Annotated in this window: 11 protein-coding genes and 1 pseudogene; 7 read left to right on the top strand and 5 right to left on the bottom strand. The window is 50.1% G+C overall.

Translation table 11 applies throughout. The features are described 5' to 3' along the window. Positions 1-3: 3 nt before the first annotated feature. On the bottom strand, positions 4-591 hold the full coding sequence (gene rrtA / locus C2M36_RS06445; protein ID WP_105254213.1) for a rhombosortase: 588 nt from the start codon (positions 589-591) through the stop codon (positions 4-6). A 252-nt stretch (positions 592-843) separates the two neighbouring features. Between rrtA and ggt the strand changes: the two genes are divergently transcribed. From ggt to C2M36_RS06420, 5 genes are all read left to right on the top strand, one after another. After that, a complete protein-coding gene (ggt, locus tag C2M36_RS06440; protein ID WP_105254263.1) occupies positions 844-2,607 on the top strand; it encodes a gamma-glutamyltransferase in 1,764 nt (587 codons plus the stop codon). 155 nt (positions 2,608-2,762) lie between these two features. Next, entirely contained in the window at positions 2,763-4,481 is a 1,719-nt protein-coding gene (locus C2M36_RS06435) for an NAD-dependent malic enzyme (protein ID WP_105254212.1), read from the top strand. Between the two features lie 171 nt (positions 4,482-4,652). After that, a complete protein-coding gene (locus tag C2M36_RS06430; RefSeq protein ID WP_105254211.1) occupies positions 4,653-5,726 on the top strand; it encodes a sensor histidine kinase in 1,074 nt (357 codons plus the stop codon). Beyond that, positions 5,723-6,550, top strand: a complete 828-nt coding sequence (locus C2M36_RS06425; protein WP_105254210.1) for a LytR/AlgR family response regulator transcription factor — start codon at positions 5,723-5,725, stop codon at positions 6,548-6,550. Before C2M36_RS06430 ends, C2M36_RS06425 begins: the two co-directional genes overlap by 4 nt. A gap of 182 nt (positions 6,551-6,732) precedes the next feature. Then, positions 6,733-7,206 carry a helix-turn-helix domain-containing protein gene (locus C2M36_RS06420; RefSeq protein WP_105254209.1) on the top strand — a complete coding sequence of 158 codons (474 nt, stop codon included), beginning with the start codon at positions 6,733-6,735 and terminating at the stop codon, positions 7,204-7,206. A 37-nt stretch (positions 7,207-7,243) separates the two neighbouring features. Here the strand turns inward: C2M36_RS06420 and C2M36_RS06415 are convergent, their stop codons facing one another. Continuing rightward, positions 7,244-8,233, bottom strand: coding sequence for an ATP-dependent 6-phosphofructokinase (locus C2M36_RS06415; RefSeq protein ID WP_105254208.1), 990 nt, complete (start codon positions 8,231-8,233; stop codon positions 7,244-7,246). A 38-nt stretch (positions 8,234-8,271) separates the two neighbouring features. Beyond that, positions 8,272-9,708, bottom strand: a complete 1,437-nt coding sequence (gene pyk / locus C2M36_RS06410; protein ID WP_105254207.1) for a pyruvate kinase — start codon at positions 9,706-9,708, stop codon at positions 8,272-8,274. A gap of 416 nt (positions 9,709-10,124) precedes the next feature. On the opposite strand from pyk, the pseudogene gndA reads away from it, so the two are divergent. After that, positions 10,125-11,497, top strand: a pseudogene (gene gndA, locus C2M36_RS06405) (NADP-dependent phosphogluconate dehydrogenase). A gap of 79 nt (positions 11,498-11,576) precedes the next feature. On the opposite strand, the gene ansA reads toward gndA, so the two are convergent. Then, entirely contained in the window at positions 11,577-12,587 is a 1,011-nt protein-coding gene (gene ansA / locus C2M36_RS06400) for an asparaginase (RefSeq protein ID WP_105254206.1), read from the bottom strand. Between the two features lie 85 nt (positions 12,588-12,672). Further along, positions 12,673-14,538: a signal peptide peptidase SppA gene (gene sppA / locus C2M36_RS06395; protein ID WP_105254205.1), complete on the bottom strand. Its 1,866-nt coding sequence runs from the start codon at positions 14,536-14,538 to the stop codon at positions 12,673-12,675. 210 nt (positions 14,539-14,748) lie between these two features. Here sppA and C2M36_RS06390 point away from each other — a divergent pair, with 210 nt between their 5' ends. After that, entirely contained in the window at positions 14,749-16,719 is a 1,971-nt protein-coding gene (locus C2M36_RS06390; RefSeq protein WP_105254204.1) for an NADPH-dependent 2,4-dienoyl-CoA reductase, read from the top strand. Positions 16,720-16,810 lie beyond the last annotated feature (91 nt).

The raw sequence follows: 16,810 nt of genomic DNA, 5'->3' as shown, positions 1-16,810 counted from the left end.
AAGCTAATTTACTGGCGAGCGCGATGCCTTTAACCAGTGCAATGCGGCCAGCGCCACACCGCCTATAACGCCAAATAAATGCGCTTCAATGGCCACCCGGGAGGCGATGAGGGTTTCTAAGTCGGCACTGGCGCCGATAAACTGCTCATAGCCCACCTTGACCAATACGCCTAACAACAAGAGGTAACCGGTTTTCTCGCCGCTGCGAATATCCCTCAGTGCGCCATAAACTAATAAACCGTGTAAGGTGCCGCTTAGGCCCACATAAATATCGATGTTGTCGGCAAACAAATAAATAAGCCCGGTGCACCCCACTGATATGCTCACGACCGCCAGCCAATAGCCGCGAACCGTAAAAAAGTGACCATGGAGTAGCCACAGTGCACCGACCCCGGCCATATTCATTAATAAATGGGCACCATTACTGTGACTAAAATTGCCACTGAGCAGTCGGTATATTTGCCCTTCATTAATGTCAGCGCGATCAAACTGTAACAGGGGGTTAAGGTCGAATACCATGATCAGGGTGCAGAATATGATCAGGGCTAAAGGCGCAAACAGGGTCGACTTTTTAAACAAGGATTGAAACATAGGGCGATAATCTATTATTTTTTGCGTATTGTGCCCGTTTATACCAATTCTGTTAAGTATGTGATCAGATATAGCGCTGGATAAATGATATGCTCACAAGGCGGAGTTTTTTCTTATGTAGTTATTCTACATAGAAAAATCCCAACACAGTGAGCATGATATTTAGCCCGCTAGAATGATTAGCTATTTAAGTGAATTGGTATTTCCCTTAAGATGCCAATCTTAAACAAGACAATGGACCCTGGCATTTTTATGACTTTTTCTAAATCCCTGCTGATCCTTGCAGCCTCTCTTTTTCTTACTATCGGCTGCGTTACCACAGAACAACCCGGTGTCACCAAACAGGTACTCGCTGATAGAGAACCCGAAGCCACCACCAGTATCGTCACTAAGCACCAGGTTGTTGGTGATAAGTACATGGTCGCCGCCGCGAATCCCTATGCGGTAAGGGCCGGCGAAGCGGTCTTGGCCAAAGGCGGTAGTGCCATCGATGCGGCCATTGCCGTGCAATTGGTCTTGACCTTGGTTGAGCCACAATCATCGGGCATAGGCGGCGGTGCCTTTATTATGCACTATGACGGTCAAGGGCGTCAGTTAACCACCTTTGATGGTCGAGAAACCGCACCACAGGCGGCTACCCCTGAGTTATTCCTTGACGCCGAGGGCAAGGCGGTACGCTGGATAGATGCGGTTGTCGGTGGTCGCTCTGTGGGCGTACCCGGGGTGATGAAAGCCCTGGCCGACGCGCATGCAAGATATGGCACCCTGGCCTGGGAAGAGCTGTTCGGTGATGCCATTGCCTTAGCCGAGCAGGGGTTCGAAGTGTCTTCGCGACTGCATAACCTGCTGTCCCGACGCATAAACCCGGGCGTTGAGAAATTACCTGCGGCGAGCGAGTACTTTTTCCCCGGCGGTGAGCCCCTTGCAGCGGGCACCATTCGCAAAAACCCGCAACTGGCGGCCTTATATAGACAGATGGCCGAGCAGGGCGTTGCGGCGTTTTATCAGGGTGATAACGCCGCCGCCATCGCCAATGCCGTGCAGCATAGTGAAGTGGCACCAGGGCTGTTAACCACCGCGGATATTCAGGCTTATCAAGCCAAAGAACGGGCTCCTATTTGCGTTGGCTACCATGGTTACCGCGTGTGCTCCATGGCGCCGCCGAGCAGTGGCGGTATGGCGGTACTGCAAATTCTAAAATTGCTGGAGCACAAAAACCTAAGTCAGTACCCGGCTAACGACCCTGAGGCGCTGCATTATTTCACTCAGGCCTCGCGGTTGGCCTTTGCCGACCGTAATGTCTATGTGGCGGACCCGGATTTTCAGCCTGTCCCCACTCAGGCCCTGATGGACACCGCTTATTTGGACAAGCGTGCGACGCTTATCGGTGAGCGCGACCAAAAGCAGCGTCATGGTAACCCGGTTGTGGGTCTAAGCTATGCCGAGGATGACGCTTTTGAGCTCCCAAATACCAGCCATATTTCCATTGTTGATGCCAAGGGCAATGCCGTGTCCATGACCACCTCAATTGAAATGGCCTTCGGCTCGACCGTGATGGTTAATGGGTACTTGTTAAACAACCAACTCACCGATTTTGCGCTCTCGCCTAAACGTGATGGTAACTACGTGCAAAACCGTGTTGAGGGCAATAAGCGCCCCCGAAGCTCGATGGCACCGGTGATGGTGTTTAATGACGACGGCTCACTGCGCCTGGTGATAGGCTCTCCCGGCGGCAGCCGTATTATAAATTATGTGGCGCACAGCATCATCGGCGTACTCGATTGGGGACTAACGGCCCAGCAGGCCATTAATATGCCGCGTCTGACCAATCGCAACGATCTGACTACCTTGGAGCAGGGCACCGAATTGGCAAAGCTTAAGGCGCAATTTGAGTTGCGTGGCCATGAGGTGCGCATCGGCGACTTAAACTCAGGCCTACATGCGGTGGAGGTGATTGACGGCAAACTCTACGGCAGCGCCGATCCTCGACGTGAAGGCATTGCTCTGGGTCAGTAGGGCGTCAATGTTAATATAAATTCATGGGCTTGTTGGTTAATTGCTAACAAGCTCAAAAACTGGGAATGAATACGTAATCTAACCGATTTGGGTTTGCAATTTGAGCCCAAGGGGCAATAATATCAGGCAATTGTATTCTGCGCTAAGTAGGCATCATGACTGATAAATCATCCGCATCTCAAACACAATCCAGCGATCCAAATTATCTTTATATTCCTTATTCTGGCCCCACTCTGTTAGAAACGCCTTTATTAAACAAAGGCAGTGCATTTACCCAGCGTGAGCGTGAAAGCTTTAACCTGGCTGGCTTACTACCGCCACGCTTTGAAACCATCGAAGAGCAAGTCGAGCGTTGTTATCAGCAGTATTCGAGCTTTCGTGACAACCTAAACAAGCATATCTATCTGCGCGCCATTCAAGATAATAATGAGACCCTGTATTACCGTTTGGTGCGTGATCATATCGAAGAGATGATGCCTATCATCTACACGCCAACCGTGGGTGATGCCTGTGAGCAGTTCTCCGATATTTACCGCAGTTCTCGTGGCCTTTTTATTGCCTATGAAGACAGGCACAATATCGATGATATTCTCCGTAATGCCACCAAGGGCAAGGTCAAGGTCATCGTAGTGACCGACGGTGAGCGTATCTTGGGTCTGGGCGACCAGGGGATTGGGGGTATGGGTATTCCTATCGGTAAACTTTCCCTGTATACCGCCTGTGGTGGCATTAGCCCGGCCTATACATTGCCAGTGATGCTGGATGTGGGCACCAATAATGAGAAATTATTGAACGACCCCATGTACATGGGTGCCCGCCATCCACGTATCAGCCAGGCGGAATACGACGAGTTTCTTGATCTCTTCATCAAAGCGGTTAAACGCCGCTGGCCGAATGTGATGTTGCAGTTTGAAGACTTCGCGCAACCTAATGCCATGCCATTGTTAAAACGCTATCGCGATGAGATCTGTAGCTTTAATGACGATATACAGGGCACCGCCGCGGTGACCGTAGGTACCTTATTGGCCGCTTGTCGCGTCAAGGGCACGAAATTAAGCGAGCAAAAGGTAGTGTTCGTTGGCGCTGGCTCTGCAGGCTGTGGTATTGCCGAGCAGGTGATCAGCCAAATGGTGTCAGAAGGCATTAGCGATGCCCAGGCGCGTAGTCAAATCTTTATGGTTGACCGTTTTGGTCTGCTCACTGAAGGCATGGAAGGCTTGCGTGATTTCCAGCAGGCACTAATGCAGTCTCAGGATAATCTGGCACAGTGGAAATACAGCGGCGATTATCCGTCCTTATTGGATGTGATGCACTGCGCCGAGCCGGGTATTTTAATCGGGGTGTCAGGTCAGCCTGGCCTCTTTACCGAGCAGGTTGTGCGTACCATGGCCGAGAATAATCCTCAGCCGATTATTTTCCCGCTGTCTAACCCATCGAAACAGGTAGAGGCGCACCCACAGGATGTGCTTAACTGGACCAATGGCGAGGCCATTATTGCCACCGGCAGCCCGTTCGGTACCATTAACCATGAGGGTAAGGATTACACCATTCCCCAGTGTAACAACAGCTATATCTTCCCGGGCATAGGCTTGGGCGTGATTGCCATTAAAGCCAAGCGCATTAGCGATGAAATGCTGATGGCCGCCAGCGAGACCTTGGCGTCGAGTTCGCCGTTAGCCAACTCAGGGATGGGCAGCCTGTTGCCGCCTTTGACTCAAATCGAAGCCCTGTCTAAACGTATCGCTTTTGCCGTTGCCAAAGTCGCCATCGAGCAGGGTGAGGCGCTGGAGGTCAGTGATGAGGATATCATTAAGGCCATAGACAAAAACTACTGGCATCCCGAGTACCGCAACTATAAGCGTGTGAGTATTTAATCGACGCCTTTCCTGCAAACGCCGCACCCCTTGTGCGGCGTTTTTGCGTTGAAGGAAGGGTTAGATAAGACCAAATACAGTGCCTTTTGGGTTGGCTTTATTAATAATGATGTTAGATAAGTATGCAGCGCGCATGGATATTGATGGCGTTAGCAGGGAGTTTAGTGAATTTTGAATTGGCAGCAATTAGTCGATAATCGCCAGCGTTTTTTCTGGGTTTTGCAAATCGCAGGATGGATAGGCTACGCCCTGGTTAATTACATCGGCTCCAAGGTCTTCGAAATGCGTGATATTTACGTGTTCGTGATCTTGCTTAATGCCTATGCCGGGTGCCTGATGACGGTGCCGCTGCGCTATTTGTACCGCCGGGTGTGGAATGCCAAACCCTGGATTTTGGTGCTGGTGGTGTTTGGGGTGTCCTATATCACCGGAACCCTGTGGTCCGTGGTACAAAAGTTTAACCTATGGGAAATTTATCGCCACGGGTATAGACCCGACGAATGGTTTTACTACTTCCAGCAAGGCCTGGATTCGGTTTATATCATTTTATGTTGGAGTGGTTTGTATTTCGGGATCAAATACTATCAGTTGCTTCAGGGAGAGCGGCAAAAGGCGCTCAAAGCCAATACCATGGCCCATGAAGCGCAATTAAAAATGCTGCGTTACCAGTTAAATCCGCATTTTTTGTTTAATACTCTTAATGCCATATCGACCCTGATCTTGGTTGAGGAAAACAAGGATGCAAACAAAATGGTGTCCCGTTTGAGTGACTTTTTGCGCTACACACTCAACACCGACCCCATAAAAAAAGTGGCGTTAGAGCAAGAGCTGCACGCCCTGAGTCTATATTTAGATATTGAGCGGGTGCGATTTGACGACCGCTTGGCTGTACAGATGGATATCAGCGACGAGGCCAGAGAAGCCTTGGTGCCAAGCCTTATCCTACAGCCGTTAATTGAAAACTCGTTGAAGTATGCCATCGCTCATATGACCCAAGGGGGTGTGATCAGCGTTAAGGCTCAGGTGTTTGCCAAGGAGTTGTTGCTTGAGGTCAGCGATAATGGACCGGGTACCGAGCTTAAAGACGGGCAGCTGCTTAATGCCGGTGGTGTTGGTATCGCCAACACCAAGGATAGATTAAAGACACTTTACGAGAACAATTATTCATTTGTATTATCAGGGAATACGCCGACCGGTTTAACCGTCAACATTCGTATCCCTTATGAGAAGGCAGTAACAGAGTGAGTACCATTAAAACCCTGATCGTCGACGATGAGTCGTTAGCTCGCAAGGGCCTGGCTGTGCGTTTGGCCCAACTCGATAACATCGAAGTGGTTGAACAATGTGCCCAAGGCAGCGATGCGGTGGCCTTGTGCCAGGCGCAAACGATTGATTTGGTCTTTTTGGATATTCAGATGCCAGGAATGAACGGCTTCGAGGTCGCGGATGCGCTTGCGCACTTGCCCGCCGAGAAGCAACCCCTAGTGGTGTTCGTTACCGCCTTCGATCGCTATGCCGTGCAGGCCTTTGAAGTACATGCGCTCGATTATGTGCTCAAACCTGTGGATGACGAAAGACTAAAACAGGCGGTGGAAAAAGTGCAATCACATCTAAAAACACAACAAGATAACCTTCATAAGAAAAAGCTTGCCAGTTTCGTTGCCGGGATCACCGGTAATAACTGCGAAGAAATTCTTAAGAAACTCGCCAGTGGTGATAGCTTGGAAACCAAGCGTTATCCGGAATCTTTGGCGGTGAAAGAGCAGGGTGAGATCATCCGCGTGCCCACCAACAGCATTCAATGGGTAGACGCCGCAGGCGATTATATGTGTCTTCATTGTGGTGATGGACAAACCCATATCCTGCGTAAAACCATGAAAGAGTTGGAGCGCGAGCTCGACCCCAGCTTATTTGTGCGCGTTCATCGCAGTGCCATCGTCAACTCCAAACAGATCAGCAAACTGGTGACTCAGGTCAGTGGTGAATACCTTTTGGTGTTGAGCAATGGCCAAGAGCTGAAGGTGAGTCGTAGCTACCGCGATAAGGTGAAGGCGGCGTTAGCTAATTAATAGCAAGCGCCTTGTCAAAATTTTAGACCTTATTAAAAGCGAGACCTGAGTGCTCGCTTTTTTGTTGTGCTAAGGCTGTGAAATGGTCGCTGTCGGGTAAATGTCGGGAAGCTTTCGTACCTGACAGTGTTAATATTCGTCCAATCTTCACTTTGACATGGATAAGCAGTAAGAGGCAGGCAATGAATTTGAAACAATTACGTTTGAGTCGACAATTATCGCAAGAGCAATTGGCACAGATGTCCGGGCTCAACGTGAGAACGGTGCAAAGGATAGAAAGTGGTGCCAATGCGAGTTTAGAGTCTCAAAAGTGCCTGGCTGCTGCACTCAATGTCGATTTAGCTACATTGAATCAGGAGAAAGTGATGATAGATAGAAGCTCAGAGAACTGGAAAAACCTGCCTTTGTTTTTAAGGGTTTGGTTCGTCTTTAATTTTTTGCAATTGAGGCCAACACGGCGCTCGGCTCATAATGTTGAGCGACTCAGTCATGTGTGTGGCTACCTTTTTTGCTTCTTGGGTGTTATGAATGAAGCCGCGTTGATTGGTGGTTTGATCATGCTGACGTCGGGCTATTTATTTACCTTGTTAAAATACCAAGGTGATAAATACCAAATCTGGTATGGGCGAAGCGACAAGGCATACGCCGAAGGATAACAAAGGGGCCGTTTACACGGCCTTTATTGTGCTAAGTTCAAAGGCGATATTCTTTGAGTCGCGCTACGAAGTTCACATTGCGGGCCTGGGTATCCGAGGTGTCGCTAAGTGCAGTGGTCGTCACTTGGGCGTTTTCAATGCCGACCATGATGCCGGTATTTCCAAGCTCTATTTGCTTAACCGCCTCGACTCCCAATTGGGTGGCCAGTATTCTATCGCCGGCCACGGGGGCACCGCCACGCTGAACATATCCTAAAATGGCGCTGCGACTATCGACTCCAGTGAAGTCACTGAGCTGCTCAGCCAGCTCTTGGGCGCTGATACTTAACGAATGCTCTGCCATCACCAGCACATAGCTGTGCGCCGCATCCTGGGCTAGCGATAACGCGACATCTTGTTTCAACTGGGCAATAAATTGCTGCTCATCGTCAATGAGCTCTTTGCAGATGATCTGTTCAGCACCGCTGGCCAAACCCGCTTCCATGGCAATAATGCCGCAATCGCGTCCCATCACTTCGACCACAAATGTTCGTTCGAACGCTTGCGCCGTATCGCGAATTTTATCGATGCAGCCGAGCGCGGTGTCTATGGCCGTGTAAAAGCCTATGGTCGCGTCGGTGCCATTGATATCGTTATCTATGGTGCCGGGAATGCCAATAATTTGTCCCGACCAGTGTGCGCTAAGTGCCTCGGCCCCCTTGAAGCTGCCGTCTCCGCCGATCACGATCAGGGCATCAACATGGCATTTTCGTAAACTGTTGGCCGCCTGGAGAATACCTGACTCCGTGTGCATCGCCGGACAACGGGCGGACTTAATAATGGTTCCACCGCGATGAATTATATCGTTGACTTGATGGGCACCGAGCTCGGTGTAATTTTCGTCAATGAGGCCGTTATAACCTCCGTGGTAACCAATTATCTGGTAATTGCACGAGAGCGCTTTGAGAGTGATGGCGCGGATGGCGGAGTTCATTCCGGGGGCATCGCCCCCGGAAGTGATCATTGCTATACGTTTTTGTTTAGACATAAGTCTTTGCGTGTGTTGCTAAAACCTATGTTAACTATTTATTGAACGGTGACAATTTTCAAGGTATTTGTGGCACCAACGGTTTCCATCATGTCGCCGTGGGTGAGGATCACGGTATCACCTTGCTGCAGATCGCCCAGTTCAACCAAGCGAGCAAGCGCCTGACTGGCAATCTCTTCCTTCTCATATTGGCTTGAATCAAAGTGCACCGGGTAGACACCGCGATATAACGCAGACTGTCCCAGGGTTTGCTGGTGACGTGATAGCGAATAGATGGGCAGACCCGACGAAATACGCGACATCAGCTTGGCCGTGTTACCGGACTCGGTCAGGGCGACGATGGCTTTAACCGTGCCTAGGTGGTTGGCCGCATACATGGCCGAAAGGGCAATGGTTTCGGCGTTGTCGGCAAACATGCTATCGAGACGGTGTTTGGAAATATGTGTTTCTTTTTGCGATTCGGCACCCAAACAAACGCGCGCCATGGTCGCAACCGTTTGCTCCGGGTAGTCACCGGCCGCAGTTTCGGCAGAGAGCATGACCGCATCTGTGCCGTCCAATACTGCGTTGGCCACGTCCATCACCTCGGCGCGGGTCGGCATGGGATTGTCTATCATAGACTCCATCATTTGCGTGGCGGTGATCACTACACGATTAAGCGAGCGGGCACGATTGATGATGGTTTTTTGTTTACCCACCAGCTCGGCATCGCCAATTTCCACACCCAGATCACCACGGGCCACCATGACCGCATCGGAAGCGAGAATGATATCGTCGATGGCTTCAACGCTTTCGACCGCTTCGGCGCGCTCAATCTTGGCCAGCAATTGCGCCTTAGAGCCCGCTTTTTCGGCCAAAGAGCGTACATAGCGCATATCTTCCCCAGAGCGTGGGAATGACACGGCGATATAATCAACGCCAATGTCGGTGGCGGTGATCAGGTCTTCTTTGTCTTTATCGGTAAAGGCCGGTGCCGTTAAGCCGCCGCCTAGGCGGTTAATGCCCTTATTGTTCGACAGCACGCCACCGACTTTGACGATACAGTGGACCTTGTTGCCTTCAACATGGTCAACAGTTAGTTGAATAAGGCCATCGTTTAATAACAGCAGGTCGTCGCTTTTTACATCCTGAGGTAGTTCTTTGTAGTCGATTCCGACGCCGTTGATATCGCCTTGATCTGGGCCTAAGTCCGCATCAAGAATAAATTTTTCGCCCTGGGTGAGGGTAACCTTGCCATTCTTAAAGGTGGAAACACGAATTTTAGGGCCTTGTAAATCGGCAAGAATGGCGACGTGAACACCTAAGCGACTGGCAATATCACGTACCGCATCGGCACGTTGCTGATGGTCGGCGGCTTTACCATGGGAAAAGTTTAAGCGCACCACATTAGCGCCGGCGCGGATGATTTTTTCTAGATTATTGTCTCTGTCCGTTGCCGGACCAAGGGTGGCCACGATTTTTGTACGTCTAAGCATTAAAGTCTCCCGTAGGCGTATTTGCTTTTATAGCATGGTAGCAAACTCTGGCTTGATTACAGCTTGGAGTCCGCTTTTTACTTATTTTTTACTATTTATGTTTCGGTAGTATGACACCGGTGTCAGATGCAGTCAATTGTGCTATAATCGCCAGCTGACTCCTTTATGCAATGATATTGGGCTAATTTGATATAATTCCAAGGCGGGGATTGAATGGTGCATAGTTTTCCCTATAATGCCCGCCGTAATCAGGTTATACACCCAATTTTTAAAGGTGGTCAATCCAAGCGCCGGGCACAGACACGCTAACAGGTGAATATTTGTCAGCGAGTTAGGCTCTTACGCTAACATTATTATGTTGTTGCACCCATGGGTGTTCTAGACCAGTCACACGTTTATACCGAGGAGGAAACTCGATGCAAGTAGCATTAGTAGGTCTGGGAGTGATGGGCAAAAATCTTGCTTTGAACTTAATCGAAAAAGGGCTCACGCTCGTTGCTTATGATAAAAATCCAGACGCTGGTGAAGAATTACTAAGCTGCGCCAAATCGCAAGGAACGGCCGATCGCTTGCATATCGTCTCCGATCTTCATGATATGGTGCGTCGTTTAGAAGCGCCACGCTCCATCCTCTTGTTGGTGCCTGCCGGTGAACTGGTTGATCGTGTGTGTCAGGACCTGGTTGATGCGGGTGTGAGCAAAGATGACATCATCGTCGACTGCGGTAACAGTAATTACAAAGACGGTATTGCCCGCAAACTGAAATATCAGAATAAATTTGAATTCGCCACCATGGGTATCTCCGGTGGGGCCGAGGGTGCTCGCCATGGTCCGGCGATGATGGCCAGTGGCTCAGAGGGCGGCTGGGAGCGCATCGAGTCTTCCTTTGAAAAAGTAGCGGCCAGCTACAATGGCGAGTCTTGTTTTGCCCGTGTGGGCCAATCCGCCAGCGGCCATTTTGTAAAAATGGTACATAACGGCATCGAATATGCGCTGATGCAGTTAATCGCCGAGGTTTACCAATTATTGCGCCTGGGCGCGGGTAAGACCCCACAGCAAATCGCCGAAATCTTCGATGCCTGGTCAGAAGGCGAACTCAACAGCTATCTACTGGCTATTTCCAGCCATATTCTTAGACTGGAAACCACAGAAGGCACTGCCTTAGTCGATTTAATCGACAACAAGGTTGGCGCCAAGGGCACGGGCTTATGGACGGCGCAAAATGCCTTGGAATTGGGCATTGCCGTGCCTTCCTTGGTTGCTGCGGTACAAGCGCGTCACCTGACTAATACCGGTGACACCCATGCGGCAAAAGAAATGACCTATGCCGCTAAGGCAACAGAAAGCATTGATATCGACCTGGACGAGCTAAAAGATGCCTTCCACCTGGCGAGTCTGCTCTGTTATCGCCAGGGTCTGGCGCTGATCAAAGGTGCATCACGCGCCCATCAGTGGAAAGTCGATCTGGCTAAAACCCTGCAAACCTGGCGTGCCGGCTGTATTATCCGCGCCGATTACCTCGACCAAATTGCCCAAGGCGTTGAGTTTATCGATACTTTGGATACGCAAGTGAAAGCTCTGCGTTGCATCAGTGGTGCTGCGGTTAGCACCGGCCTTGCATTCCCTGTGCGAGCGCCACGCAAAACTATTTGGCGACCTTAAGCACGCCGAGCAATGGTCACCTGGTGCAGGCGCAACGCGACTACTTTGGGGAGCACGGTATTAAAACGCACAGCGGTGAGGTGTGCCACCTGACGGACCTAGTTGAGATAGATGCCAAGGTTCGTTAATAGCCAAGACTAATCGAAATGATTAAAGACTAAAAAGCCCCGCATTAGCGGGGCTTTTTGTTTCGCTTCTTATTCGCCGTTAACGGCTTAATTCACCGCGCAGATTGTCCTGCATCAGGTGGCGAATGCTTTGTGTTGAAATCTGCTTACTCAACAAATAATGCAGCTTGGTTAAACAGGCCTCTAAGGTCATATCGAAACCGCTGATAACGCCCACGTTCAACAGCGCATTGCCGGTGGCATAACCACCCATATTAACCTGACCCTGTAAGCACTGGGTGAGGTTGATAATCACAATACCGCGCTCATTGGCATTGGCTAACAGCTCCAAAAACTCATGGTTTTGCGGTGCGTTACCGACACCAAAGCTCAATAAAATGAGTGCCTTAATATCGTCGTTAATGATAGAGCCAACCACATCGGCGCTGATCCCAGGGTACAGATGCAATACCGCAATGGCTTGCGGGGTAATGCGTGAGACCTGAAGCTCATTGTCGATATAGGGGCTGAGTTGGCCTTCTATCAGACGAATATTGATACCGGCTTTGGCTAGGGGCGCCATGTTCGGAGAGTCGAAGGCGTTAAAACCATCGGCATGGATCTTGGTTGCCCGATTACCTCGAAACAGCTGATTGTTAAAGAATAGGCTCACCTCGGCTATGGGGTAGTTCGCCGCCAAGTACATGGCATTTAACAGGTTAACCTGGCCATCGGAGCGCAGTTGCGACAGGGGGATCTGAGAGCCCGTGACGATCACCGGCTTGGTCAGGTTTTCGAACATAAACGACAGCGCCGACGCCGTGTAGGCCATGGTGTCTGTTCCGTGCAACACCACGAAGCCATCGTAGTCATGGTATTTGGCCTGAATATCATCGGCTATCATCTGCCAATGGGCCGGCGACATATCGGAAGAGTCGATGAGAGGGCAATATTCTTCGATATCGAACAGCGGCATTTCATCACGGTTAAACTCGGCACTGTTTTTTACCGTTTCGGTCAGGTAGCCAGCGGCGGGGATAAAGCCCTGACTTGATTTTTTCATGCCTATGGTACCGCCGGTATAGGCGATATAAATACGTTTACGTTTCATAAAAAAGCCCGATAGATGCTATCGGGCTAAGTATACATGCTGTAGCGCCGTGACTAAACGTGGCGCTAGGATTTATTTACGAAAATTAATTCGTTACGGCGCACACTAGACAGCGAGCGTAGATGCCTTCGGGATCATTAAAGGCTTTTAAGGAGCTGACTTGCTGTTCAATTTGCTCAACAAAGTTATCAAACTGCATGGCTGCTCCAACGCTGGCGCTGTGTGGGGCTTGTTTGGCAACCAGAGACTGAACCATAGCATTCCCAAACAGGTTTTGAATGAAGATATCCTGTGGTGATAGCGGCTGCTCAATCAGCTTCACATCATAATGTTTGAGGCTCGCGAGTTTGGCCGCTGCGCTAATGGCTGCCTGTTTGTCACCAAGTTGGTCAACAAGGCCTAATTCTTGTGCCTGCGTAGCAATCCATACGCGTCCCTGAGCTATTTTATCCACCTCTTCAACTGGCAGGCCACGAGACTCGGATACCACCTTTAAGAAGCGGGAGTAGGCGTTTTCAACACTCATTTGAATGGCTTGAGCCAATTTATCATTAAGGCCAAGTAACACAGATGATCCTTTTAGCTCTGTAGTGCCGACGCCATCGGAGTAAACACCTAGTTTTGCGGCGCTGTTTTCAAAGGTCATAATGGTACCGAACACGCCGATAGAGCCTGTGATGGTGCTAGGTGCGGCCCAGATCTCGTTGGCGGCACTGGCAATCCAATAACCACCAGAGGCGGCTACCGAGCCCATGGAGGCGACCACGGGTTTACCTGCTTCTTTAAGGGCGATGACTTCACGGCGAATTAGCTCAGAAGCAAACATGCTGCCACCACCTGAGTCGATACGAAGAACCACGGCCTTAACGCGATCATCGTTACGTGCTTCGCGAAGTAGGGCAGCGGTGCTGTCGCCACCAATTTCACCGGCTTTACGATGACCATCAACTATGGTGCCTTTGGCCACGATCACCGCCACTTTTTCGGTGAGAGGATTATCCACAGCGATGGGTAGCTTGAAGGTAGCCAGGTAATCATTGAAGCCAATTTGACGGAAGCTGTTGCCTTCATCATCAAGGCCTACCAAGTCGATCAGCTGTTGACGTAGCTCCTGGTTATTTTTCAGGGCATCAACCCAACCGTATTTAAGCGCATATTCGGCGCCGTTGCCGTCTACTTTCTCTAGCTTTGCCAGGTAGGCGTCCAGGGTTTCGTCGAAGTTTGTTTGTTCAAAACCACGTAGGCTCGCAACTTCGTCCTTATACTGCTGCCATAGGTGCGACAACCACTCTTTATTCGCTTCCTTGGCCGCTTGCGACATATCGTTACGGATCAACGGCTCCACCGCTGATTTAAAGGTACCGACACGGAACACATGTTGGGTGATCTTAAGCTTGTCTAAGGCGTCTTTAAAATACACCGGATAAACACCAAAGCCTTCGATAGACACGCCGCCATAAGGGTGTAGATTAATTTCATCGGCGTGGGCGGCAAGGTAGTACTGGCTTTGGGTGTAATAGTAGCCTGAGGCAATAACCGGCTTACCCTGGGCCTTAAAGGCATCGATGGCTTTAGCTATGGCCGCCAGTTTATTGATATGGGCACCGCCTAGGTTTTGCACATTTAACAGCATGGCTTCTATTCGCTCGTCCTTGGCGGCCTTGTTGATCACATCAACAACATCATCAACCAAGATTTCTGCTGGTTCATCTTGTGCACCCATGGATTGGGCGAGGGCGGTATCGAGAGGGTCTACATAGCGTTTTTGTTCGACCAGGTAGCCATTTAGGTTTAGGTTTAGCACCGAGCCTTTGGGAACCATGATCTCGCCGTCGTCGCTGGTAATTGAAGCAATTACCAGGATAACCAGTACTATGAAGATGATGTTGACCACCAGGCGGCGGGAAAAGTTAATTCCATCCCAGGTGGCTTTTACTACTTTTTTAATCAAAATCAGACCCTTAATATTAAAATCTGCTCTACACCTTGTTTAGACTTCCATATTAGCCCAAAGACTTCAAAATTTTAAACAGAAAAAAGTAACTAAGTGTTTACAGTTATCGCTGCTTAGATCATGGGTGCTGTCGAATCTACTTGCCGCTTAAGATAAAAATCGCTACTCTCAAACAGGTATGACCAGATTAGTTAGAAGAGGATAGCCATGCTAGAACAAGCATTAGAATTAGCGCATGGGCAAATACGAAATCGCCTGGTAATGGGCTCAATGCACACAGGTTTAGAAGAAGGGTGGCATAACCGTAAGCGCCTGGCGGCCTTCTATGAGGAGCGTGCCAAAGGCGGCGTCGGGCTTATTATCACCGGCGGCTATAGCCCTAATATTCGCGGTAAGCTCACCCCAATCTCATCGTCCTTTAATACTCTGTTCGATGTAATTAAGCATAAAAAGTACACTCAGGCGGTGCATAAACACGGTGGAAAAATCTGTCTGCAACTGCTCCATGCCGGACGTTATGGCTATCATCCCTTTAACTGTGCACCGAGTGCTATCAAGTCGCCAATTACTCCCTATGCACCCAAGGCCATGACCAAGGGCATGATTAAAAGTACCATTAAGGACTTTGCCAAGAGCGCGCGTCTGGCGCAACAAGCCGGGTATGATGGCATTGAGATCATGGGCTCCGAGGGTTATTTGATCAATGAGTTTATGGCTCCCCATACCAATAAGCGCGAAGATGAATACGGGGGTGATAACAAAGGCCGTATGCGTTTTGCCAGGGAAATCGTCGAGGCGGTGCGCGCACAGGTGAGCGACGAGTTTATTATTGTTTTTCGTTTGTCTGTGATGGATCTCATCCCCAACGGCTCAAGCTCAGAGGAAGTGACCGAGCAAGCCCAGGTGTTAGCCAAGGCGGGCGTCGATATTTTTAATACCGGCATTGGCTGGCATGAGGCGAGGGTACCCACCATCGCCTCCATGGTCCCCCCAGGCGCCTTTCGTGAAGCGTCACAGCGTTTAAAAGCGGCGACCGATAAACCGGTGATCGCGGTAAACCGTATTAACACCCCGGAGATAGCCAATGAAATTCTAAACGCCGGGCAAGCGGACATGATCTCCATGGCACGCCCCTTGTTGGCCGACCCGGAATTGTTTAACAAGTATGCCCAGCAGCGCAGTGAGCAGATCAACATCTGTATTGGCTGTAACCAAGGGTGCTTAGACCATGTTTTCAAAGGCCAGCGCGCCACCTGTTTGGTTAACCCTTTGGCGGGGTTTGAGCTAGATTTAGCGATAGAAAAAGCAGAGAAAAGTAAAAATGTGCTGGTGGTCGGTGCCGGCCCTGCGGGTCTTGCCGCCAGCATCTATTTACGTCAGCGTGGCCATCAGGTCACCTTAATTGAGCGCTCCGATACCTTGGGCGGTCAGTTTAATCTGGCCATGCGCATCCCAGGTAAAGAAGACTTTCAATTGGCACTGAAATATTTCAGTGAAGAGGTGGTGCGTCAGGGCGTACAGCTACATATGAACACCGCCTACGATGCGTCCATGCAAAATGACTACGACGATATCGTCTTTGCCTGTGGTGTGTCTCCGCGGCAGGCAAGCTTCCCTTGTGAAGATGGGAAACGCGTTTACAGCTATGATGAGGTGATCCGCGGCGAAGTCGAGCTTGGCTCACGCATTGCCATTCTTGGCGCCGGCGGGATTGGTTTTGACATGGTGGCGTTTTTAACAGAAGAACACCATCAGAGCATTGCCAACTTCAAGGCGCAATGGGGCATAGAGCAGCCCGTTGAGTTACACAAGAGCGACAAGCAACTTTACATGCTTAAACGCAGCAGTGGTCGCTTTGGTGCGGGCTTGGGTAAGACCACCGGCTGGATCCATCGTCAGGTGGCCAAGATGCATGGCGTCGAGCAAATCGCCGATTGCCATTATGAGCGTTTCGATGCCGACGGATTGCACATCAGCGTGGCCGGTACCGCCAAGGTACTGGATGTGGATACCGTGATCGGCTGTATCGGCCAAACCGCGAACGACGGTGAGTTAAAGCAGGCACAGCAGGGCACAGGTAAGGCTGGCCTGCATGTAATAGGCGGCGCCAAATTAGCGGCGGAAATCGACGCCAAACGCGCCATCAAAGAAGCCTTGATGGTGGCCAGGGAGATTTAATTTTCCGCCCTTATAATCGTTAATTTTAATGCCGCCTAAGTGCGGCATTTTTTATGGCTTTAATATTTTTTGTAATAAAAGCAGGGGAATG

It is taken from the genome of Pseudoalteromonas sp. T1lg75 (genome assembly GCF_002964705.1).
Classification (GTDB): domain Bacteria; phylum Pseudomonadota; class Gammaproteobacteria; order Enterobacterales; family Alteromonadaceae; genus Pseudoalteromonas.
This window is presented reverse-complemented; position numbering and strand designations above follow the sequence as displayed.